We start from the raw sequence: 22,282 nt of genomic DNA, 5'->3' as shown, positions 1-22,282 counted from the left end.
CCGCACCCGGCCGGAACCGGCGGGCCCGATTCCCGGCCGGCCGCGGCGGTGGCCTAGGTTGACAAGTCAAGCCGTGCCTTGTAGTGGAGGGACATGTCCGAGTTCGCCAGCCCCCGGGCCGTCTTCCAGCGGCTCATCGACGGGGTGACCGCGCGGCGGCCCGAGGCGCTGCCGCGGCTGTACGCCGAGGACGCGGTGGTCGTGCGCCCGTTCGCCCGTCCCGCCACCCGCCTGGAGGGCCGCGACGCGGTGCGCGAGCACTTCGCGGGCCTGGCGGCGCTGCCGGTGGAGATGACCGCGCGCAACGTCGTCGTCCACCACACCGCCGACCCCGAGGTGATCATCGCCGAGTTCGAGTACGCGGGGCGCAACACCGAGACCGGGCGCGACTTCGTCGTGCCCAGCGTCTTCGTCCTGCGCGTGCGCGGCGGGCGCATCGTGGAGTTCCGCGACTACCACGACCACGCCGGCCTCGGCCGCGCGACGGGGGGCGGTTGACTCGCCGACCCGGCGGTTCCTAGGCTGGACGGACCATACCGACCGGTTGGTATGTCCATGGGGCGGCCCGGCCGCCCCCTCGCCCTGCGGAGGTCCGCCCCGTGAGCACAGCACCGCCCGACGCCGCCGAGCTGGAGAGGCGGGTGGGCGAGTTCCTCGCCGCGCACGACCCGGCCGCCGGCGAGCCCCTGGAGTTCCTGCGGGCCCGGTTCGACGCCGGGCTCGCCTGGGTCCACTACCCCGAGGGCCTCGGCGGCCTCGGCGCCGCCCGGGCCCTGCAGCCCGCGGTCGACCGCGCGTTCGCCAAGGCCGGCGCGCCCTCCAACCACCCCGAGCGCAACGGCATCGGGCTCGGCATGGCCGCGCCGACGATCCTCGCGTTCGGCACCGACGAGCAGAAGCGCCGCTTCCTGCGCCCGCTGTGGACCGGCGAGGAGGTGTGGTGCCAGCTGTTCAGCGAGCCCGGCGCCGGCTCCGACCTCGCCGCGCTCGGCACCCGCGCCGTCCGCGACGGCGACGCCTGGACGGTCAACGGCCAGAAGGTCTGGACGTCCATGGCCCACGAGGCGCGCTGGGCGATCCTCGTCACCCGCACCGACCCCGACGTGCCCAAGCACCGCGGCATGACCTACTTCGTCTGCGACATGACCGCGCCGGGCGTCGAGGTGCGCCCGCTGCGGCAGATCACCGGCGAGGCGGAGTTCAACGAGGTGTTCCTCACCGACGTGCGGATCCCCGACGCGCACCGGCTCGGCGAGGTCGGGCAGGGCTGGCAGGTGTCCACCACGACGCTGATGAACGAGCGGGTCGCCATCGGCGGCGCCGCCGCCCCGCGCGAGAGCGGCATGATCGGCGTGGTCGCCGGGCTGTGGCGCGACCGCCCCGAGCTGCGCACCCCCGCCCTGCACGAGGCCCTGCTGCGGGCCTGGGTGGAGACCGAGGCCGCGCGGCTCACCGGCGCGCGGCTGCGCCAGCAGCTCACCGCCGGGCAGCCCGGCCCGGAGGGCTCGGGCGCCAAGCTCGCGTTCGCCGAGCTCAACCAGCGGGTGTCCGGCCTGGAGCTGGAGATGCTGGGCGAGGACGGCCTGCGCTACGACGACTGGACCATGCGCCGGCCCGCCGAGGTCGACTTCACCCGCCGCTCGCCCGGCTACCGCTACCTGCGCGCCAAGGGCAACTCCATCGAGGGCGGCACCTCGGAGATCCTGCGCAACATCATCGCCGAACGGGTCCTCGGCCTTCCCGGAGAGATCCGGGTCGACAAGGACGTGCCGTGGAAGGACCTGCCCAAGTGAGCGACCTGCTGTACAGCGAGATCGAGAACGACCTGCGCGCGAGCGTCCGCGAGGTGCTGGAGGACAAGGCGCCCTGGACGTCGGTGCTCGCCGGTACCGAGAAGGACGAGCCGTACGACGCGGAGCTGTGGCGCGCGGTCGCGGGCCGGCTCGGCTGCGCGGGGCTGCCCGTCCCCGAAGACCTCGGCGGCGCGGGCGCCACCTGGCGCGAGACCGCCGTCGTCATGGAGGAGCTCGGCCGCTTCACCGCGCCCGTGCCGTTCCTGAGCAGCGCCATCACCGCCACGGCCGCGCTGCTGGCCGCGGGGGAGCGCGACCTGCTCGCGCGGCTCGCCGCCGCCGAGGAGATCGCGGTCCTCGCCGTGCCGTTCAGCACCGCGCCCGGCGCGGCCCCGGCCGGCGTCCGGGCCGCGGACGGGACGGTGACCGGCGAGGTCACCAGCGTCGCCGACGGGATGGCCGCCGGGGTGTTCCTCGTCCCGGCGGACGGCGGCCTCTACGCGGTGGACGCCGCCGACGCCCGCCGCACCGCCGTGACCTCCCTGGACATGACGCGCCGCCTGGCGGACGTCGCGTTCTCCGGCGCGCCCGCGCGGCTCGTCGCCGAGGGCCCGGACGCCGTCCGGGCGGGGCTCCTGACCGGCGCCGCGATGCTGGCGTCCGAGCAGCTCGGGCTCGCCGAGCGCTGCCTGGACGACACCGTCGCCTACGTGAAGACCCGCTACCAGTTCGGGCGGCCGGTCGGCTCGTACCAGGGCCTCAAGCACCGCCTCGCCGACCTGTGGGCGTCCATCACGCAGGCCCGCGCGGTCGCCCGCCACGCGGCGTCGTGCGCCGCGGCCGGCGACGGCGACGCCGCGGTCGCCGCGGCGGTCGCGCAGGCGCACTGCTCGGCCGTCGCGGTCAAGGCCGCCGAGGAGTGCGTGCAGATGCACGGCGGCATCGGCTTCACCTGGGAGCACCCGGCGCACCTGTACCTCAAGCGCGCCAAGGCCGACTCCATCGCCCTCGGCACCCCGGGCCACCACCGCGCCGCCCTGGCCGCCCTGGTCGACCTGCCCCCGGCCTGACCGGACCGGCGTCCGGGCGGGCCCCCGCGCGCATGCGGGGCTCGCCCGGTCACCCGGTGATGACGGCCAGGACGCGTGCGCCCTCCGGAAACGCGCCCCGCTCGGCCAGGGCGAGCACGCCGAACATCATCTTCGCCGTGTAGACGCGGTCCAGGACGACGCCGTGCCGATCGGCGAAGTCGGTGATGAAGCCGTCCAGCTCGCGGGTCCGCCTGGCGTAGCCGCCGAAGTGGAAGCCGTCCTCGACGCGCCAGTCCCCGCGCCGCCCGCCGTACGTCTCGCGCTGGAGCCGCTCCACCTCCGCGGGCAGGAAGCCGCCCTTCAGGACGGAGAAGCCCAGGGCGCGCTGCCCCGGGGCGAGCCCGGCGGCCAGCCCGGCGAGGGTCCCGCCGGTGCCGCACGGGCAGCAGACCACGTCGTAGCCCGGGACCTCCGCGCCGAGTTCCGCGCACCCCCTGACGGCCGCCGCGTTGCTGCCGCCCTCGGGCAGGAGGTAGAAGCCGCCCCACCGGTCGCGCAAAGCGGCGAGGACGCCGGGTTCGTGCTTGCGGCGGTAGGCGGCGCGGTCCAGGTAGGTCAGCCGCATGCCCATCCGCTCGGCGTAGGCGAGGGTGTCGTTCAGCGGGAGGTGCTCCTCGCCGCGGATCACGCCGATGGTCGCGAACCCGAAGATCCTCCCGGCCGCGGCCGTGGCGCGGATGTGGTTGGAGTAGGCGCCGCCGAAGGTCAGGACCGTCCCGTGCTCCCTGGCCGGCCCGAGGTTGTGCTTGAGCTTGCGCCACTTGTTGCCGGGCAGCTCCGGGTGGATCAGGTCGTCGCGCTTCAGGAACAGCCGGACGCCCCGCCGGGCGGCCCGGTCGTCCGCCAGCTCCACGACGGGCGAGGTCCCCGCGGGCGGGGTCACGGCGGGCGGGGTCACAGGGAGCGGGGTCACAGCGGGTGGCGCAGCCGGCGGCCCAGCCGCCGGAACCGGGAGCCGGTCTCGTGACCGGGCGTCTCGTCCCCCACGGCCAGGCGCTCCAGGATCGTGTCGAACGAGGGGGTCTGCACGCAGACGAGCGTCGCCCGCGCCCGCCGGGCGCAGTGCAGCCGGACCGACGGCCGCAGCAGCCGCGAGAACGGGCCGCGCGTCCCGTGCCCGACGACGAGGATGTCGTCGTCGCCCGCGAGCCGCACCAGCACCGCGCCCGGCTCGCCCACCAGCGCCAGCGCCGTCATCTCCACGCCCTCGGGCGGCCCGCCGCACACGTCGCCGAGCACCCGGGCGATGAGCTCGGCGCCGGACGCGCGCAGCGCGTCGGTGACGCCGCAGCCGAGCTGCCCCGCCGCCGACACGTGCGGCGGCAGCGGCGCGGCGTGGGCGACCAGCAGCGGCAGCCCGCGCAGCCGGGCCGCGCCGATCGCCCAGGACAGGGCGCCGCGGCCGCCCGCCGAGTCGTCCACCCCGACCACGACGCGGGGCCCGCCCTCCGGTCTCGTGATCACGGTTCCTCCCGAGCCCGCCTGGATGTGCACTCTAGGGTGCAGGCATACCCGTCCCCGCGGAAGGGTCTCGCGCCGGGGAAATCGGGCTTTCCGCAACCGGTGCGGCCGCTGGACCGGCCGCGTCCGCGCGGGGCAGACTGCGGGGTATGGGAACACCGCACGAGACCGACCCGTCCTGCGCCGTCGCGCACGGCGACGCACCGGCGGACGCGGCGGAGCGGACGCTGGTCGCGGTGTTCGCCGGCCGGGTCGCCGAGCACCTGCTGCGCTACGGCGCCGACCTCGGCTACCGCACCGTCCTCGTCGACCCCGACAAGGACCGCGGCGGCGTCACCGACCTGCCGCACCTCGACGCGACGGCCGACGTCGTGGTCACCGACCACCACCGGCCCGAGCTCGGCCCGGTGCTGCGGGACGTCCTGACCCAGCCTGTCCGCTGGGTCGGCGTCATGGGCAACCCCCGCCATCCCGCGCCGCACATCCCGGCGCTCACCGAGCTCGGCGTCCCCGCCGCGGACATCGCGCGGGTCCGCCGGCCCATCGGCCTCAACATCGGGTCGCGGACCCCGGCGGAGATCGCGATCGCGACCCTGGCCGGGCTCATCGCCGACCGCAACGGCCGCCCCGGCGGCTTCGAGTTCTAGCCGGGCCGGCCCCGCTTCACCGGCCCCGCTTCACCGGCCCGCCTCACCGGCAGGGCGGGTCGAAGGACGCGGACGGCAGGTAGCGCCGCCACTCCGCCGCGGTGACCGGGGTTCCGGCGGTGGCGCAGACCCGCGCGGCGGCCTCCTCCGGGTCCAGCGTCCACAGCCGCACCTCGCGGCCCACCCCCGCGGTGGCGAGGAGCGGCCGCTCCGGGACGGCGACGTCGATGTAGAGGCTCTCGGCGGAGCCCGTCAGCGTCGCCAGGTGGCGCGGCTCGGACGGGTCGGCGGTGTCCCACAGCCAGGCGCTCCCGTCCCCGGCCGCCGCCGCGAGGACGCCGTCCGGGCCGTAGGCCAGCGAGTACACGTAGTTCGCGGGGCCGTGCAGGCGCCGGGGCAGGGGCCGCGGGCGCGCCCGGTCGCGGACGTCCCACAGGACGACCGAGTTGTCGGCGCCCGCCGTGGCCATGGTCCGGCCGTCCGGGCTGAAGAGCACGGCGAACACATAGCCCTCGTGGCCGGCCAGCGGCGGCCCCAGCCGTACCGGGGCACGCGGGTCGGTGACGTCCCAGAGGTGGACCTTGCTGTCGGCCGTGCCGTAGGCGAGGGTGCGGCCGTCCGGGCTGAACGCGGCCTGGTAGGCGTAGTTGGTCGCACCGGTGAGCGTGGCGGTGCGCACCGGCTCGCGCGGGTCGCTCACGTCCCACAGGTACACGTTCCGGTCGTTGCTCGACACCGCGAGGAGACGGCCGCCGGGCGCGAAGGCGAGCCCCTGGACGAGCTCGCGCGGCCCGGTGAGCGGCGCGGGGAGCCCGGCCGGGCGGGCGGGGGAGCGCACGTCCCACAGCCGCGTCTCGCCGCCGCGCGTGCCGATCGCGAGCGTCCCGGCGTCCGGGCTCAGCGCCGCGGCGCCGGACGCCGTGCCGGACCCGGCCGCCCGCTCGATCAGCGGCCCGAGCGGCGCCGGCCGGCGCGGGTCGGCCACCGACCACAGCCGCGCCGTGCCGTCCGCCCCGGCCACCGCGAGCACCCGCCCGTCGCGGCTCAGCGACATGGCGAAGATGTCCTTGCCGGGGCCCTCGATGACCGGCCCGGGGACGTCCCAGATCCGCGCCGTGCCGTCGGACGCGGCGGTGGCGAGCGACCCCGGCCGCAGGTACGCCACCGCCGTCACGGGACCCGGATGCGGCAGTGTCGCGGTGACGGTCCGGGCGGCGGCGTCCCACACCCGGACCCGGCCGTCGGAACTGGCCACCGCCAGGGACCGGCCGTCCGGGGAGAACGCCACCCCGTTGACCCACTGCTCCGACGCCTCCAGCGGACGGCCCGAGGGGACGGCCGCGGAGCCGTCCATCCGCCACAGCCGGACGGTCCCGTCGGCGTTGCCCGCCGCGAGCGTCCCGCCGTCCGGGCTGAACGCCACCCCGTGGACGGTCAGCCCGCCCGCCTCGAGCGGGCGCCCGGCGGGCTCGCCGCGCTCCAGGTCCACAAGCCGGACCTTTCCGTCGGCGAAGCCCGCGGCGAGCGTCCCGCCGTCGGGGCCGAACGCCACGCTGTGCGCGGCGGCGGACGCCTCGGCCAGCACGCGGCCGCCCGGCTCCGGGTCGGCGACGTCCCACGCGCGGACGGTCTTGTCCGCGCTCGCCGCGACGAGGGTCCGCCCGTCCGGGCTGAACGCCACCGCGTACACGGTGTCGCGCGGGCCGGTGAGCGGGCGCGGGGCCTCGCCGGGGCGGCGGAGCAGGACCGTCCCGCCGCCGCCCCCGCTGGCGAGCGTCTCGCCGTCCGGCCCGAGCGCCACGCCGTACACGGTGTCGGGATGCCCCGTCACCGGCGGCCCGGCCGGCGCGATGCGGCCGCGGTCCGCGACGGCCCAGAGCCGGACCGCGCGGTCGGCGCCCGCGGCGGCGAGGGTGCGGCCGTCCGCGCCGGCCGCCACCGCCTGCAGGATCCCGCGCGCCCCGGCGATGCGGGTCGCGGCCGGGCCGGCGTAGGACTCCAGCAGGGCGGCCCGCGCCTCCGGCGTGGGCGCCACGCGGTACGCCGCGAGCGCGGTCAGGCCCGCGAGCGCCACGTCCTCGTCGCGCAGCCCGGCCGACTCGATCGCGGCCTGCCGGGACACCGCGATGTCGCGCTGCGCGTCGGCCGCCGCGGCCTGCAGGTCGGCGGCGTGCCGCTGGCGCAGCGTGACCCCGGTGAGCCCGAGCGTCACCAGGGACACCGCCGACAGCACCGCGATCAGCCGCCGGCCGCGCCGCACCAGCAGCCGCGTCGCCCGCGCCTCCGCGTCCCGCTGCTCGGCCGACGCGGCCAGGAAGCGGCGCTCCAAATCATTCAGCCCGCCGCCGCGCCGCGGGTCGGCCGCCAGTTCCTCGCCCTCCGCCAGCCACGCGCCGCGCAGGAGCGCGCCGGGGTCGCGGCCCGACTCCTCCCACGCCAGGGCGCCCTCGGTGACGCGGCGGTGCGTGCGCAGCCCGGCCCGGTCGGCATCCAGCCAGCCGCGCAGCCGGGGCCAGGCGAACAGCAGCGCCTCGTGCGCGATCTCGACGCCGTCGGCGCGGGCGGTGACGAGCCGCTGCCGGACGAACCGGTCCAGGACGTCGCGCCCCTCCTCCCCGAACTCGCGCTCGGCGACCCGGCGCCGCGTCACCCCGGTGTCGCCGGTGAGGTGGACCAGCCGCAGGAACAGCCGGCGCGCGGTGCCGCGCTCGTCCTCGTCCAGGCCGCGGTAGACCTCCTCCGCGGTGGCGGCGACCGCGTCCGCGATGCCGCCGCTGTCGCGGTAGTCGGCGATCGTGAGCGTCCCGTGCCGGCGCCGCTCCCACGTCGACAGCAGCGCGTGCGACAGCAGCGGCAGCGTGCCCGTCTCGTGCGCGGCGCCCGCCCCGGCGTCCGGCCCCGGGCTGACCTCGTGCAGCAGCAGGTCCGCCAGCCCCGGTTCGAGCTCCAGCCCGGCCCGCTGCGCCGGCGCGACGATCGCGCGGCGCAGCTCGTCCTCGTTCATGGGCGTGACCACGACCTGCTCGGCCTGCAGCACGCGGGCCAGCCCCGGGTGCCGCAGCGCCCGCCCGTAGAAGTCGGCCCGCAGCGCCGCCACCACGGTGGCGGGCAGCTCCAGCAGGGCGGTGACCAGGTCGTCGGCCTCCGCGTCGGAGCGGCCCGTGAAGACGTCCTCGAACTGGTCGACCACGACCACCGCCGCGCCCCCGGCGCACAGCCCGGCCACGTCGCCGGCGCCGATCTCGTCGGCGGTGCGGAGGACGACCCCGGTGTCCTCGCGCAGCGCGGGGATCAGCCCGGCGCGCAGCAGCGACGACTTCCCGGCGCCGGACGGCCCGACGACCACGATCGCGCCGCGGCCCTCCAGCGCCCGCACCCGCCCGGCCAGCACCGAGGTCAGCGCCTCCCGGCCGAAGTACCACGCGGAGTCCTCGGTCTCGTACCGGGCGAGCCCCCGGTACGGGACGACCGCCGGGCGCCGCCCCGGCGTCCGGCGCACCCTGCGCAGGGCCTCCTGCCACGCCTCGACCTCTTCCGCGGCGGTCACCCCGCACGCGCGCAGCAGCGCCGGGAGCCGCGCCGGCCGCAGCGGCGGGAGGTGCCGCCCGGCGAAGTAGTCGCCCGCGCTCGCCTGCGGGATGCCCGCCTCCCGCGCGACGTCCCGCACCGTCAGCCCGGCGCGCTCGCGCAGCATCGTCAGCTCACGCGCGAAGTCCTGCCGCGTCACGACGCGCCGGGGGTCCGGCGCCTCCGCTCCGCTCCTGGACGGGTTGCGCAGCACCATCTGAACCCCCACGGCGACCCGGATGCCGTCCGACACCCCGATTCACACACGGGACGGCCGCGCCGTATATGGCACATGACATACGTCCGGCCCCGAATCGGGATCCAGGGCGTGTACGGCCTTGTACGGGCATTGGAGGAGGTGTTGTGAACGCCCTGCTCAGAAGGTCTGCTTGAAGCACCCATCATGACAGGGAGGCGGGGGCCGGCCATGTCACGAGAACCGGACATGACACCAGACCCGATCACAACTCCAGAGCCGAGCACGACAGCAGACCCGACCACGACAGCAGACCCGCTCGCGAACCACTTCCACGCACCCGTCCGCGTAGGCGGGGACATCGTCCGCGACAAGACCGTCCACCTCGCCCCGCAGCGGTTCGTGCCGCCGGTCCGGCAGCTGCCCGCGGCGCCCCGCGACTTCGTCGGGCGGGAGGAGGAGCTGGCGAAGCTGGACGCCGCCCGCGCGGCCGCGGGGCAGAGCTCGGCGACCGTGGTGCAGGTCCACGGCATGGCCGGCGTCGGCAAGACGTCGCTCGTCCTGCACTGGGCCCACCAGAACGGGCGCTACTTCGACTGCCAGGTCTTCCTCGACCTGCACGGGCTGTCCCCGGACGCGGCGCCGCCCGCGCAGGCGCTGTTCCAGCTCCTGCTCGACCTCGGCCTGGCCGCGTCCGAGATCCCCGGGGACGAGGCGCGCCGCGCCGCGCTGTTCCGGTCCCTGGTCGCCGACCGCCGCGTCCTGGTCGTCCTCGACAACGCGGCCGACACCGAGCAGATCGCCCCGCTGGTCCCCGGCGGCCAGGGCTGCCTGGTCGTGGCGACGGGACGCGCCCTGCTGGAAGGGCTCGCCGCCCGCTTCGGCGCGTTCTCGGTGCCGGTCGCCCCGCTCACCATCGCCGACTCCTGGAAGCTCGCCGCGCGGCTGCTCGGCGGGGGGCGCGGCGAGCGCGAACCGCAGGCGGTCGCCGACCTCGCCGACTCGTGCGCGCGGCTGCCGCTGGCCATCCGGATCGCGACGGTCGGGCTGGCCTCGGGGCGCTTCGAGTCCGTGACGTCCCTGGTGAAGGAGCTGACCGGCGGCCGCCGGCTCGACGTCCTCGCTCTCGACGGCGACGCCGGGCTCGCCCTGCGCACCGCGTTCGACCTGTCCTACGACAGCCTGAAACCGCGCGAGCAGGGCGTCTTCCGGATGCTCGGCCTCCTGCACGGCTACGACTTCGGCGCCGACAGCCTCGCCGCGCTGCTCGCCGTGCCGGTCGAGGAGGCCCGGCGGCTGCTGGGCCGGCTCGTCCGGCGGCACCTGGTCGAGTACGGCAAGGTCGGGCGGTACCGCATGCACGAGATGCTGAGCGAGTACGCCGCCGAGCGCCTCGCCCGCGAGGACGGCGCGGCCGCCGACACGGCCGTCCGGCGGCTGCTGGGCCGGTACCTGACCCGCGTCCGCGAGGCCGCCGCGGCGATCGCGCCGTCGGCGGCCGGCCCGGAGTCCGGCGCGGCGGCGGTGTCCCCGCGCAGGGCCGCGGCGTCGCTGAAGTGGTTCGAGGAGGAGCGGGCGGCGGTGGTGGCGATGGCCCGCCGGGCCGCGGGGCCGGGCGGGCCCGCGCCGGCGTACCAGTTCGCCGACGCGCTGTTCCAGCTCCTGCGGCGCGACAAGCACGGCGCCGAGAACCTGGAGGTCCACCGGCTCGGCCTGGCCGCGGCGCGCGCCGCCGGCGACCGGCACTGGGAGGCCCGGATGCTCGACCAGCTGGCCGTCGTGCACTGCGACCGCGGCAACCACGCCGAGGCCGCCGAGGACGCCAGGGCCGCCTACGAGATCTTCACCGACCTCGGCGACCACCGGCTGGCCGCCTGGGCGCTGAACACCCGCTCCCGCGTCGAGCGCCAGCGCTGCCGCTACCGGGAGGCGCTGGAGTACGGCGAGCACGCGCTGTGGATCCTGACCCTCGAAGGGGACCGGCACGGCCTCGGCCAGGGATACGAGCAGGTGGCGCAGGTGCACTGGCGGCTCGCGCACTACCGGACCGCGCTGGCGCACGCCCGCGAGTCCCTGCGCGTCCACCGCGAACTGCACGGCGGCGCCGGCGAGGCCGCCGCCCTGGAGATGATCTCCAGGATCCTGCGGCGCCTCGGCAGGACCGACCGCGCCCTGCACTACGCGCGGCTGGCCCTCGCCGTCCACGTGCGCCTGGGCGACCTGCGCGGCCAGGGCGAGGTCCTCGACAGCATGTCCCGCACCCTGCGCCGCAGCGGCCGGCTCCGGGAGGCCCTCCTGCGCGCGCAGGAGGCGATGCGCATCCGCGAGGACATCGGCGACCTCGCCGGCGTGGCGATGAGCCTGATCAGCCACGCGCGGGTGCTGCAGACCCTCGGCGACCGCCGCGACGCGCTCGACCGGGCCGACCGGGCGCTGCGGATCAGCCGCGACATCGGCGACCTGTACCGCGAGGACGAGGCGCTCTCCACGATCGCCGCCTTCCACCACGACGCGGGACGCTACGAGGAGGCGATCCGGTGCGCGCGGCACGCCCTGGCCATCCGGCGCCGGACCGGCGACGAGCACGGCGTTGCCTCGGTCCTGAACCTCATCGCCGTGGTGGAGCGGCGCCTCGGCCGGCACGCCGGGGCCCGCCGGCACGCCGAGCAGGCGCTCGCCCTGCAGCGCGCGCTGAAGGACGGCCACGGCCTCGGCAAGACGCTGAACAACCTCGCCGAGATCGAACGCGGCGCCGGCCGGTACCGCGACGCCCTGGCCCACGCCCGCGCCGCCCTCGCCATCGGCGTCCGGGCGGGCGCGGGCGGCGGCGAGCGGATCGGGCAGGGCGAGAGCCTCGCCACCATCGCCCGGATCCAATGCCGGATGGGCGACCACGAGGAGGCGCTCGCCCGCGCCGGGGAGGCGCTGCGGCTCCAGCGCGAGACCGGCGACCTGCCCGGCCAGGGCGTGACGCTGGACGTCTTCGCCCGGGTCGCCATCCGCACCGGCCGCTACGGCGAGGCCGCCGGGTACGCCGCCGCGGCGCTGCGGATCCGCCGCGGGATCGGCGACCGCCGCGGCGCCGCCGAGAGCATCGCCACGATCGCGCTCGTCCGGTGGCACCAGGGCCGCTACGACGAGGCGCGCGACCGCGCCGAGGAGGCCCTCGCCGTGCAGCGGGAGATCGGCGACCTCGCGGGCGCGGGGCACTCCCTCTACATCCTCGCCCGCATCCACGCGCGGACCGCCCGCTACGCCGAGGCCCGCGCGTGCGCCGAGGAGTCCCTGGAGATCTGCCGGCGGACCGGCGACCGGCCCGGCGCGACCGACGACCTGCTCACCCTCGCGCACATCGACCGCAGGCAGGCCGAGTACGCCCGCGCGCTGCGCACCGCCCGCACCGTCCTGAAGGCCAAGCGGGAGATCGGCGACCGGACGGGCGAGGCGGAGGCCCGCACGCTCCTCGGCCGGCTGGAGAGCCGGCTGGGCGGCCACGACGACGGCCTGCGGCACCTCAACGCGGCCCTGGAGATCCAGCGCGCGACCGGGGACCGCTACGGCGAGGCGGAGACGCTGGAGACCATCGGCCGCGTCCGGCTGCGCCTCGCCCAGTACTCGGCCGCCCAGCGCGCCCTCAAGGAGGCGCTGCGCATCGAGCGGGCCATCGGGGACCGCGCCTCGGCCGGCCGGACGCGCACCATGCTGGCCGACGTGTGCCGCCGCCGCGGCGCGCTGAAGGCCGCGGTCAAGCACGCCCGCAAGGCCATCGCCGTCCTGCGGGAGATCGGCGACCTCGACGCGGAGGGCGCCGCCCACACCACCCTCGCGCGGATCCACCACTCCCTGTCCCAGTACCGCAAGGGGCTGCGGCACGCCGGGATCGCGCTGCGCATCCGCACCGACACCGACGACCGGCAGGGTCAGGCCGAGTGCCTCGACATCCTGTCGAGCAACCACCGCCGGCTGGGCCGCAACGAGCTCGCCGCCGAACTGGCCGAGCGGGCGCTGGCGCTGCACCGCGAGATCGGCGACCGCCGCGGCGAGGCCGACAGCCTCGGCACCCTCGCGCACGCCCGCTGGCGCCTCGGGGACGAGGCGGCCGCCCTCGCCGCGGGGCTGGCGGCGCTGCGGATCCGCCGGGGGGCCGCCGACCCGTACGGCGAGGGCGAGATCCTCGACCTGCTCGCCCGCATCCACCGCTACGCGGGGCGCTGCGCCGAGGCGCTCGGGCTGGTCACCCGGGCGCTGGCGCTGCGCCGCGAGATCGGCGACCGGCACGGGGAGGCCGACAGCCTGACGACGCTGGCGCGCCTCATGCGGCGGCGCGGCGAGCTCGGCAAGGCGCTGGAGTACGGCCGGCAGGCCCTGGAGATTCGCGCCGAGATCGGCGACCGGCGCGGCGCGGCCGACACCCTCGACCTCATCGCCCGCGCGCACGCCGACGGCGGCGGCCATCCGGAGGCCCGCCGGCACGCCCTGTCCGCCCTGGAGATCCAGGCGGACATCGGCGACCGGTGGGGCCGCGGGCTGAGCCTGCTGCTGCTCGGCCGGATCCACCTGGGCCTCGCCCGGCCGGACGAGGCGCGGGAGTACCTGGCGCAGGCGGCCATCGTGTGCGGGAAGACCGGCAACCGGCAGGCCGCCGGGGAGGCCGGCCGGATGCTGGAGTCGCTGCCGGCCTGAGGCCCCCGGCGGCCGCGGCGGCGGTGCCGGGCCCGCCGCCTCCCGGTGATCTCGCTGGTCAGGGGCGTAGACTGGCGGCCGGGCGTGTTCTGTCGGTGGGTGCGCCTACGGTCGGGTCGACGGGGCCCGCCGGCGGCGCCCGTGCAAGCGACGACGCCCAGCGAAGGTGACGACCACGATGGCGAACAGCACCCTAGAACGAGACTTCCAGGAACTCGCCGATCCGTACCGGCGGGAGCTGCTGGCGCACTGCTACCGGATGCTCGGCTCCATCCACGACGCCGAGGACCTGGTGCAGGAGACCTACCTGCGTGCCTGGCGCTCCTACGGGGACTTCGAGGGGCGCTCCTCGCTGCGGACGTGGCTGTACCGCATCGCCACGAACGTGTGCCTGACGGCGATCGACCAGCGCGGCCGGCGGCCGATGCCGTCCGGGCTCGGCGCGCCGAGCGACGAGCCCGAGCGGCCCGTCGTCGCCTCGCCCGAGGTGCCCTGGCTGGAACCCGCCCCCGACGCCGTGACCGGCGCGGACGCCGCCGACCCGGCGACCATCGTCGCCGCCCGGGAGAGCACCCGGCTCGCGTTCGTCGCGGCGCTGCAGCACCTGCCCGCCAAGCAGCGGGTCGTGCTGATCCTGCGGGACGTCCTGAAGTGGCGCGCCGCGGAGGCCGCCGAGCTGCTGGACACCTCCACCGCCGCGGTGAACAGCGCGCTGCAGCGGGCGCGGGCGCAGCTGGCGGAGCACGCGCCGGCGCGCGACGCGCTCGCCGAGCCGACCGACCCGGCGCAGCGCGACCTGCTCGAACGGTACGCGAAGGCGTTCGAGAACGCCGACATCACCGGCCTCATCGAGCTGTTCAAGGAGGACGTCGTCTGGGAGATGCCGCCGTTCCCCGAGTGGTTCGTCGGCGCCGACACCGTCGTGCGGCTCATCCTCGCGCAGTGCGGCCCCGCCCCGGGCGACATCCGGATGGTCCCGGCGTCCGCGAACGCGCAGCCCGCGTTCGGGCTCTACATGCGCGACGAGGAGGGGGTCCACCGCGGCTACCAGCTCCAGGTTCTCGACGTGACCGAGGGCGGCGTCGCGCACGTCTCGGCGTTCTTCGACACGAGCCTCTTCCCGCTGTTCGGCCTGGCCGAACGACTCTGAGCAGGCCGGACGGCACTGCTCAGACGTCCGGTCTTCCACTCAGCGGAAACCCGGGCGTGCCGCCGCCGGCCGGTGCTGCCATGGTGGGCGGCGGCACCGCGCGGGGCCGCGCGGCGTTCGGCCCGCGCCCGGCCGGGCACGACACGACAGAGCCGACCGAGCACGTCGCGGCGGAAGGGAACGGCGCATGACGCATCCTCCATACCTGTCCCCGGACTACAAGAGCACCGTGCTCCGGGCGCCCGCACAAGAACTGATCATGCCCAAGCTCGGCCCGGACGACGTCGAGCTGACCTCGCCCGTCTTCGGCCACCAGGAGCTCGGCCGGCGCGACGATGACCTCACCGTCCAGCACCCCGGCGAGCCGCTCGGCGAGCGGATCATCGTGACCGGCCGGGTCCTGGACGCGCACGGCCGCCCGGTGCGCGGCACGCTGGTCGAGGTCTGGCAGGCGAACGCGGCGGGCCGGTACGCGCACCTCGGCGACCTGCACCCCGCGCCGCTCGACCCGAACTTCACCGGCGCCGGGCGGTGCCTCACCGACGACGACGGCCGCTACCGCTTCGTGACGATCAAGCCGGGCGCGTACCCGTGGCGCAACCACCACAACGCGTGGCGGCCCGCGCACATCCACTTCTCGGTGTTCGGCACCGCGTTCACGCAGCGCCTCGTGACCCAGATGTACTTCCCGGGCGACCCGCTGTTCGCCTACGACCCGATCTTCCAGTCGATCCCCGACGAGCGGGACCGCGAGAAGCTGGTCTGCCGCTTCGACATGGACACCACCAAGCCCGAGTGGGCGCTCGGCTACCAGTGGGACATCGTGCTCGGCGACACCCCGATGGAGACCTGATGACCACCGCTTCCCACGAGGGCGTGCCCGGCCCCACCCCGTCGCAGACCGTCGGCCCGTTCTACGGGTACGCGCTGCCGTACGAGACCGGCCCGAAGGTCGTGCCGGGCTGGCATCCGGGAGCGATCGAGATCCGCGGCCGGGTCCTGGACGGCGCCGGAGACCCCGTCCCCGACGCGCTGCTGGAGATCTGGCACGCCGATGAGGACGGTGAGGTCCCGCGGCGGCCGGGCGGCATCGTCCGGGACGGCCACGACTTCTCCGGGTTCGGCCGGTGCGGCACCGACCCGGACGGCGCCTACTGGTTCCGCACCGTCAAGCCCGGCGCGGCCGCCGGCGGCGCCCCCTACATCGCCGTCCTGGTCTTCGCCCGCGGCCTGCTCAAGCCCGTCTTCACCCGGCTGTACTTCCCCGAGGACGAGGCCGCGCACGCCGCCGACCCGCTGCTCGGCGCCGTGCCCGCCGAGCGGCGCGCGACCCTGGTCGCCGCACGCGAGGGGGAGCGGCGGTACCGCTTCGACGTCCGCCTGCAGGGAGAGGGGGAGACGGTCTTCCTTGGCTTCTGACGGACGCGGCCCCGCGCGGCCGGACGCCCCCCCGCTCGACACGGGGCTGCTGTCGCCCGTCCGCGCGGGGACCGAGGCCGAGGCCGCGACGGGCGACGCCGCCTACCTCGCGGCGATGCTGGACGCCGAGGCCGCCCTCGCCAGGGCCCAGGCCCGCCTCGGCATCATTCCGCGAGACGCGGCCGACGCGATCGCCGCCGCCGCGGACGCGGGCCGCTTCGACCCGGCGGACCTGGCCCGCCGGGCGCGCGGCTCCGGCAACCCCGTGGTGCCGCTCGTCGCCGACCTGCGAGCCCTCGCGGGGCCGGCCGGGCGGCACGTCCACCACGGCGCCACCAGCCAGGACATCGCCGACACCGGCGCCATGCTCGTCGCGGCCCGGACCAGGCGCGTCGTCCTCGCCCACCTCGACCGGGCACTGGACGCGCTGGCCGGGCTCGCGGCGCGGTACCGCGACACCCCCATGGCCGCCCGCACACTGGGCCGCCAGGCGCTGCCGACGACGTTCGGCGCCAAGGCCGCGAACTGGCTGCTGGGCTGCCTGGACGCCCGCGGCCGGCTCGCCGCGGTGCCGCTGCCGGTGCAGCTCGGCGGCCCCGCCGGGACGCTCGACGCGTTCGGCGACCGGGCGTTCGACCTCGTCGCGGCCTTCGCCGAGGAGACGGGGCTGGCGGCTCCCGTCCTGCCGTGGCATACCCGCCGCACCCCGGTCGCGGAGCTCGCGGCGGCGCTGGCGCTGACCGCCGGGGCGCTCGGCAAGATCGCGACCGACGTGTGGCTGCTGGCGCAGAGCGAGGTCGGCGAGGCCGCCGAGCCCGCCGGGGCCGGCCGCGGCGGCTCCTCGTCCATGCCGCACAAGCGCAACCCGGCCCTGTCCGCGCTGATCCGCTCGGCCGCGCTGCAGGTCCCCGCGCAGGTGCAGGTCCTGCTGGCCGCGCAGGCCGCGCCGCACGAGCGGCCGGCGGGGGAGTGGCACGCCGAGTGGCAGCCGCTGCGCGAGTGCCTGCGGCTCACCGGCGGCGCCGCCGAGACGGCCGCCGAGCTGCTCGGCGGCCTGGAGGTCTCGCCCGAGCGGATGGGCGCCGATCTCGGCGACCTGCTGGACGTGCTCGGCGGCGACCCGGGGGCCGGCGCCGCCGCCGCCCTCGTCGACCGGGCCCTCGACGCCTACCGGGGGAGCCGCCCGTGACCGCCGCGCCCGTACCGGCGGGAGCCCCGCCGCAGCACCGCCTCGACGGCCCGGTCGGCGCGCCGCTCGTCGTCCTCGGCCCGTCCCTCGGCACGACCATGGACCTGTGGCTGCCGCAGCTGCCCGCGCTGCACCGCGGCCGGCGGACGCTGCGCTTCGACCTGCCCGGCCACGGCGGCGCGCCGCCGCCCGCCGGCCCGTTCACCGTGGAGGACCTCGCCGACGGCGTCCTGCGCCTCCTGGACGACCTCGGCGAAGAGCGGGTCGCGTACGCGGGGGTATCTCTGGGCGGCGCCGTCGGCACTGCCCTAGCGCTCCGGGCTCCGGAGCGGGTCGCGAGCCTCGTGCTGTGCTGCACGTCCCCGCGCTTCGGCGATCCGGGGCCGTGGCACGAGCGGGCCGCGCTCGTCCGCCGGGAGGGCGTCGGGCCGGTGGCGGACACGGCGGCCGGACGCTGGTTCACCCCCGGGTTCACCGGCGCGGAACCCTACGTCGCGATGCTCCGCGCCACCTCCCCCGAGGGGTACGCGGGCTGCTGCGAGGCGCTCGCGCGGTTCGACGCCACCGGCCGCCTCGGGGAGGTCGCCGCGCCGACCCTGGTGATCGCCGGGGCGCAGGACGGGCCGACCCCGCCCGCCGGCCACGCCGACCGGCTGGCCGCCGGCATCCCCGGCGCCCGCCTCACCGTCATCGACGGGGCCGCGCACCTCGCGGGCGCCGAGCGGCCCGGCCCGGTCACCGAGGCGATCACCGCCCATCTCGACGCCACATGGAAGGGAGCGGCCCGATGAGGGAGGGGCACCGCACCGGCGCGGAACGGCACGCGCGGGGCATGGCGACGCGCCGCGAGGTCCTCGGCGACGCGCACGTCGACCGCGCCGAGGCCCGCAAGGACGGCTTCACCGAGGACTTCCAGGACATGATCACCCGCTACGCGTGGGACGAGATCTGGAACCGCCCCGGCCTGGACCGCAGGACCCGCAGCTGCGTCACGCTGACCGCCCTGGTCGCCGGCGGCCACCTGGAGGAGCTGGCGATGCACGTGCGGGCCGCGCTCCGCAACGGGCTGACGCCCGACGAGATCAAGGAGGTGCTCCTGCAGACGGCGATCTATTGTGGAGTGCCCGCCGCGAACTCGGCGTTCGCCGTCGCCCAGCGGGTGCTCGCCGAGCGGCGGGAGTGACGGCGCGAGCCCGGCGGAGGGACCACGTGGGACGGGACACGGTGGGCGGCGGCCCCGCGACGGGCGGCACCGCCGAAGGAGGCGGGCCGCAGGTCGCGCGGCCGGTCAGCGTCGCGGGCAAGGTGATGGCCATCCTGAACGCGTTCGCGCAGGGCGGCGTCCGCCTCACCCTCAGCGAGATCTGCCGCCGCGCCGGCCTGCCGCTCGCGACCGGCCACCGCCTCGTGGGGGAGCTGGCCGGCGGCGGGTTCCTGGAGCGCGTCCCCGACGGCACCTACCGCATCGGGACGCGGCTGTGGCGCATCGGCAGCCAGGCCCCCGCCGTCATGGGCCTGCGGGAGCTGGCGCTGCCGCACATGGAGGACCTGTACGAGGCGACGCACGACAACGTGCAGCTCGGCGTGCTGCGCGACGGCCACGCGTTGATCGTCGAGCGGCTGCGGGGGCGCCGGTCGGTGCCGGTCCTGACGCAGGTCGGCGGGATGCTGCCGCTGCACACCACCGGCGTCGGGCAGGTGCTGCTGGCGTACGCGCCGCCCGCGGTCCGCGAGGAGGTCCTCGCCGGTGAGCTGGCCCGGCACGCGGTCCGCACCATCACCGACCCGGCCGAGCTGCGCCGCTGCGTCGAGCGGGTCCGCCGCGACGGCTACGCGCTGACCCGCGACGAGATGACGCTCGGCGCGTCGTCGGCCGGCGTCCCGGTGCGGGACGCGGCGGGGGAGGTGGTCGCCGCGCTGTCGCTGGTGTCCGGGACGCGCGGCGCCGACCTGCGGCGGCTGCTGCCGCCGCTGCTGACGGCGGCGCGGGCCCTGTCCCGCGACGTCGCCGCGCACTGGCACGGCCACGCCGACATGTTCCCCGCCGGGCGGAGCGCCGGCGCGTAGATCCGAGGCGGCGCACGACGAGCGCGGGCCGCCCGACGAGGAGGAGACCGGATGCGTACCCAGGTCGCCGTCATCGGCGCCGGCCCCGCGGGGCTGCTGCTGTCCCACCTGCTGCACCTGCAGGGCATCGAGTCGGTCGTGCTGGAGAGCCGGGACCGCGACTACGTCGAGCACCGGCAGCGCGCCGGGGTGCTGGAGCAGGGCACGACCGACGTGCTGCGCGAAAGCGGCGCCGGGGAGCGGCTCGACCGGGTGGGGCTCGTCCACCACGGCGTGGAGCTGCGGTTCGGCGGCGCCGGGCACCGCATCCCGCTGACCGACCTCACCGGGCGGACGGTGACCGTGTACGCGCAGACCGAGATCGTCAAGGACCTGGTCGCCAAGCGGCTCGCGGACGGCGGCGACCTGCGGTTCGAGACCGAGGTGCTGGCGGTGGACCCGGCCGCGGCGAGCGTGACGTACCGCAGCGGCGGCGAGACCCGCACGCTCGAATGCGACTACGTCGCGGGCTGCGACGGGTTCCACGGCGTCTGCCGCCCGGCGGTGCCCGGGGGGCGGACGTTCTCCCGCGAGTACCCGTTCGCGTGGCTCGGCATCCTCGCCGACGTCGCCCCGTCCAGCGACGAGCTGATCTACGCCCACCACGACCGGGGCTTCGCGCTGCACAGCCTGCGCTCGCCCAAGGTCAGCCGCATGTACCTGCAGGTGCCGCCGGACGAGGACCTCGGCGCCTGGTCCGACGCCCGCATCTGGGACGAGCTGGCGGCCCGCTTCGCCACCGACGACGGCTGGGAGCTGCACGAGGGCCCGATCACCGACCGGTCGATCACGCCGATGCGCAGCTTCGTGACCGAGCCGATGCGCCACGACCGGCTGTTCCTCGCCGGGGACGCGGGGCACATCGTCCCGCCGACCGGCGCGAAGGGCCTCAACCTCGCGGTGTCGGACGTCATCGTGCTGGCGCGGGCGCTGGCCGAGCGGTACGCCTCCGGGTCGGAGACGCTGCTGGACGGCTACTCCGACGCGGTCCTGCGGCGGGTGTGGCGCGCCGAGCACTTCTCGTACTGGATGACGCACCTGCTGCACACCGACCCCGCCGCGGGCGACTTCGAGCGGCGGCTGCAGCGCGCCCACCTGGACTACGTGGTCGCGTCCGAGGCGGCCTCGGCGTCGCTCGCGGAGAACTACGTCGGGCTGCCCGTCACCTGGCCCTCCGGGGACTGACCGCCGGCCGCCTCCTCCGGGCGGGCGCCGAGCGTGTCGAGCAGCTCGGCGACCGGCTGCAGCTTCTCGTACAGCAGCAGGACCGGCTCGCCGGGCCCGGCCATGTCCAGCGCCGAGGTCACCGCGCCCTTCAGGTCGCCCGCGGGATGGTGGCGGACGTCCGGGCGGCCCTCCCGCAGCCCCTCGGCGATCAGCCGGGTCATCTCGCCGGAGCGGCGGCCGCGCAGGTCCTCGTCCTCGTAGACGACGACGCGGCCGAACGTCCGGGCGAGCGCCCGCGCGGTCTCGGCCACCAGCTCGTCGGACCGGTCGCCCGGCAGGGTGACCGCGGCGACGCCGCCGGTGCCCCAGCGCCGCTCGACGAGCTCCCCCACCGCCGCGACCGCCGCCGGGTTGTGCGCGTAGTCGACCAGGACGGGGGTGCCGCCGATCCGGTACACGCAGCCCCGGCCGGGGTTGTGCGCGTGCGGGTCGAACGTGCGCAGCGCGCGGGCCACCGTCTCCACCGGGACGCCGAGCGCGCGGGCGGCGGCCGCCGCGGCGAGCGCGTTGGCCACGACATGGGCGGCGTGCCCGCCGAACGAGCCCGCCACGTCGGCGGCGGGCAGGATCCGGGTGCGGCGGCCGCCGTGCGCCTCGGTCAGCCAGCCGCCGTCGACGCAGTACCCGGTGCCGCCCTCCCGCAGGTGCCCGGCGAGGACGGGCTCGCCCGGGTCCAGGGCGAAGTAGCGCAGCACCGGCGCGCGGTCCCGGACCGCCTGCCGCCGCGCCAGGCCCGCGGCCGCCGGGTCCGCGGCGTTGAGGACGAGGTCCCCGCCGCGCCGGATCTCCTCGGCGACCAGGGCCTTGATGCCGGTGAGGTCGTCGAGGTCCTCGGTGTCGTCGACGCCGAGGTGGTCGCGGGTGATGTTGGTGACGACCGCGACGTCGGCGCGCTCGTAGCCGAGGCCGCGGCGCACGATCCCGCCCCGCGCGGTCTCCAGCACCGCGGCCTCCACCGAGCGGTCGCCCAGCACCATCTCCGCCGAGCGCGGCCCGGACGCGTCCGACAGGTGGACGAGCCGGCCCCCGACGTACACGCCCTCGGTGCTGGTCATGCCGGTCCGCCGGCCGTCCAGCTCCAGCATCCGCGCGATCATCCGGACCGTGGTGGTCTTGCCGTTGGTGCCGGTCACCGACACGACCGGCACCCGCGACGGCGTCCCGGCGGGGTACATCAGGTCGATGACGTCGCCGGCGACGTCGCGGGCGGCGCCCTCGTGCGGGGCGAGGTGCATCCGCAGGCCGGGGGCGGCGTTGACCTCCAGGATCCCGGCGGCGCCGGGCTCGGCGGGCGGCGGGGAGCCGATGCCGGGCAGCCGCAGGTCGATGCCGCACACGTCCATCCCGGCGGCGGCGGCCGCCCGCACGCACATGGCCGCGACGTCCGGGTGCATCTCGCCGGTCACGTCGCGGCTCGTGCCGCCGGTGGACAGGTTCGCGTTGCGGCGCAGCCACACCCGCTCCCCGGCGTCCGGGACCGTCTCCGGGCCGTGCCCCTGCCCGGCGAGGAGCGCCAGTTCCGCCGGGCCGAGCGCCAGCCGGGTCAGCGGCCGGTCGTGGCCCGTGCCGCGGGCGGGGTCGGCGTTGACCCGCTCCACCAGCGCGGCGACCGTGGCGGCGCCGTCGCCGGTGACGCAGGCGGCGGTCAGCTCGGCCGCCGCCGAGACCCGGCCGCCGACCACCAGGACCCGGTAGTCCTTGCCGGGGATGTAGGACTCGACGATGACCCCGTCCCCGGCACCGGCCCCCGCAC

Annotated in this window: 17 protein-coding genes; 13 read left to right on the top strand and 4 right to left on the bottom strand. The window is 76.8% G+C overall.

Features of this window, described 5'->3' with window-relative positions; all coding sequences use genetic code 11:
* Positions 1 to 93: 93 nt before the first annotated feature.
* The 3 genes from E1200_RS08555 to E1200_RS08545 all read left to right on the top strand — a co-directional run bounded on the left by E1200_RS08555 (position 94) and on the right by E1200_RS08545 (position 2,863).
* Positions 94 to 498 carry a nuclear transport factor 2 family protein gene (locus E1200_RS08555; protein ID WP_131951273.1) on the top strand — a complete coding sequence of 135 codons (405 nt, stop codon included), beginning with the start codon at positions 94 to 96 and terminating at the stop codon, positions 496 to 498.
* 101 nt (positions 499 to 599) lie between these two features.
* Complete coding sequence (locus E1200_RS08550) at positions 600 to 1,793, top strand: acyl-CoA dehydrogenase family protein (protein WP_131951272.1); 1,194 nt, start codon at positions 600 to 602, stop codon at positions 1,791 to 1,793.
* Positions 1,790 to 2,863, top strand: a complete 1,074-nt coding sequence (locus E1200_RS08545) for an acyl-CoA dehydrogenase family protein (RefSeq protein ID WP_131951271.1) — start codon at positions 1,790 to 1,792, stop codon at positions 2,861 to 2,863. The genes E1200_RS08550 and E1200_RS08545 overlap by 4 nt, the downstream gene beginning before the upstream one ends.
* Before the next feature lie 49 nt (positions 2,864 to 2,912).
* Here E1200_RS08545 and E1200_RS08540 read toward each other — a convergent pair whose 3' ends face one another.
* Both E1200_RS08540 and E1200_RS08535 read right to left on the bottom strand, forming a co-directional pair.
* Complete coding sequence (locus tag E1200_RS08540) at positions 2,913 to 3,767, bottom strand: pyridoxal-phosphate dependent enzyme (RefSeq protein ID WP_207933243.1); 855 nt, start codon at positions 3,765 to 3,767, stop codon at positions 2,913 to 2,915.
* 26 nt (positions 3,768 to 3,793) lie between these two features.
* Positions 3,794 to 4,348: a universal stress protein gene (locus tag E1200_RS08535; protein WP_165950250.1), complete on the bottom strand. Its 555-nt coding sequence runs from the start codon at positions 4,346 to 4,348 to the stop codon at positions 3,794 to 3,796.
* A gap of 146 nt (positions 4,349 to 4,494) precedes the next feature.
* On the opposite strand from E1200_RS08535, the gene E1200_RS08530 reads away from it, so the two are divergent.
* The gene (locus E1200_RS08530) at positions 4,495 to 4,992 is read left to right on the top strand and encodes an XdhC family protein (RefSeq protein WP_131951268.1); all 498 of its coding nucleotides are present in this window, start codon (positions 4,495 to 4,497) and stop codon (positions 4,990 to 4,992) included.
* Between the two features lie 43 nt (positions 4,993 to 5,035).
* Here the strand turns inward: E1200_RS08530 and E1200_RS08525 are convergent, their stop codons facing one another.
* A complete protein-coding gene (locus tag E1200_RS08525) occupies positions 5,036 to 8,788 on the bottom strand; it encodes a helix-turn-helix domain-containing protein (RefSeq protein ID WP_131951267.1) in 3,753 nt (1,250 codons plus the stop codon).
* A 216-nt stretch (positions 8,789 to 9,004) separates the two neighbouring features.
* Here E1200_RS08525 and E1200_RS08520 point away from each other — a divergent pair, with 216 nt between their 5' ends.
* The 9 genes from E1200_RS08520 (at position 9,005) to E1200_RS08485 (ending at position 20,487) form a co-directional block, all read left to right on the top strand.
* Positions 9,005 to 13,438: a tetratricopeptide repeat protein gene (locus E1200_RS08520; RefSeq protein ID WP_165950249.1), complete on the top strand. Its 4,434-nt coding sequence runs from the start codon at positions 9,005 to 9,007 to the stop codon at positions 13,436 to 13,438.
* 178 nt (positions 13,439 to 13,616) lie between these two features.
* Positions 13,617 to 14,588: a sigma-70 family RNA polymerase sigma factor gene (locus E1200_RS08515; protein WP_131951265.1), complete on the top strand. Its 972-nt coding sequence runs from the start codon at positions 13,617 to 13,619 to the stop codon at positions 14,586 to 14,588.
* A gap of 187 nt (positions 14,589 to 14,775) precedes the next feature.
* Complete coding sequence (gene pcaH / locus E1200_RS08510) at positions 14,776 to 15,441, top strand: protocatechuate 3,4-dioxygenase subunit beta (protein WP_131951264.1); 666 nt, start codon at positions 14,776 to 14,778, stop codon at positions 15,439 to 15,441.
* Positions 15,441 to 16,007, top strand: coding sequence for a protocatechuate 3,4-dioxygenase subunit alpha (pcaG, locus tag E1200_RS08505; RefSeq protein ID WP_131951263.1), 567 nt, complete (start codon positions 15,441 to 15,443; stop codon positions 16,005 to 16,007). Before pcaH ends, pcaG begins: the two co-directional genes overlap by 1 nt.
* Positions 15,997 to 17,196 carry a 3-carboxy-cis,cis-muconate cycloisomerase gene (gene pcaB, locus E1200_RS08500; protein WP_131951262.1) on the top strand — a complete coding sequence of 400 codons (1,200 nt, stop codon included), beginning with the start codon at positions 15,997 to 15,999 and terminating at the stop codon, positions 17,194 to 17,196. Before pcaG ends, pcaB begins: the two co-directional genes overlap by 11 nt.
* On the top strand, positions 17,193 to 17,987 hold the full coding sequence (pcaD, locus tag E1200_RS35365) for a 3-oxoadipate enol-lactonase (protein WP_347813207.1): 795 nt from the start codon (positions 17,193 to 17,195) through the stop codon (positions 17,985 to 17,987). Before pcaB ends, pcaD begins: the two co-directional genes overlap by 4 nt.
* Positions 17,984 to 18,379: a 4-carboxymuconolactone decarboxylase gene (gene pcaC, locus E1200_RS35360; protein WP_347813206.1), complete on the top strand. Its 396-nt coding sequence runs from the start codon at positions 17,984 to 17,986 to the stop codon at positions 18,377 to 18,379. The genes pcaD and pcaC overlap by 4 nt, the downstream gene beginning before the upstream one ends.
* Positions 18,380 to 18,405: 26 nt before the next feature.
* Positions 18,406 to 19,263, top strand: a complete 858-nt coding sequence (locus E1200_RS08490) for an IclR family transcriptional regulator (protein WP_243708418.1) — start codon at positions 18,406 to 18,408, stop codon at positions 19,261 to 19,263.
* A 51-nt stretch (positions 19,264 to 19,314) separates the two neighbouring features.
* Positions 19,315 to 20,487 (top strand): 4-hydroxybenzoate 3-monooxygenase, encoded by a 1,173-nt coding sequence (locus E1200_RS08485; RefSeq protein ID WP_131951261.1) that lies wholly within the window; start codon positions 19,315 to 19,317, stop codon positions 20,485 to 20,487.
* Here E1200_RS08485 and E1200_RS08480 read toward each other — a convergent pair.
* The coding region (locus tag E1200_RS08480) for a Mur ligase family protein (protein WP_131951260.1) at positions 20,448 to 22,282 on the bottom strand (1,835 nt) is incomplete at its 5' end. The two genes, E1200_RS08485 and E1200_RS08480, sit on opposite strands and share 40 nt — an antisense overlap.

The sequence above is a fragment of the Actinomadura sp. GC306 genome (genome assembly GCF_004348665.1).
Taxonomy (GTDB): Bacteria; Actinomycetota; Actinomycetes; order Streptosporangiales; family Streptosporangiaceae; genus Spirillospora.
This window is presented reverse-complemented; position numbering and strand designations above follow the sequence as displayed.

Bases quoted from the DNA above. Each gene is read 5' to 3' on its own strand.
- E1200_RS08555 (WP_131951273.1), top strand. From the start codon at position 94: ATGTCCGAGTTCGCCAGCCCCCGGGCCGTCTTCCAGCGGCTCATCGAC.
- E1200_RS08530 (WP_131951268.1), top strand. From the start codon at position 4,495: ATGGGAACACCGCACGAGACCGACCCGTCCTGCGCCGTCGCGCACGGC.
- E1200_RS08520 (WP_165950249.1), top strand. From the start codon at position 9,005: ATGACACCAGACCCGATCACAACTCCAGAGCCGAGCACGACAGCAGAC.
- E1200_RS08515 (WP_131951265.1), top strand. From the start codon at position 13,617: ATGGCGAACAGCACCCTAGAACGAGACTTCCAGGAACTCGCCGATCCG.
- pcaH (WP_131951264.1), top strand. From the start codon at position 14,776: ATGACGCATCCTCCATACCTGTCCCCGGACTACAAGAGCACCGTGCTC.
- pcaG (WP_131951263.1), top strand. From the start codon at position 15,441: ATGACCACCGCTTCCCACGAGGGCGTGCCCGGCCCCACCCCGTCGCAG.
- pcaC (WP_347813206.1), top strand. From the start codon at position 17,984: ATGAGGGAGGGGCACCGCACCGGCGCGGAACGGCACGCGCGGGGCATG.
- E1200_RS08485 (WP_131951261.1), top strand. From the start codon at position 19,315: ATGCGTACCCAGGTCGCCGTCATCGGCGCCGGCCCCGCGGGGCTGCTG.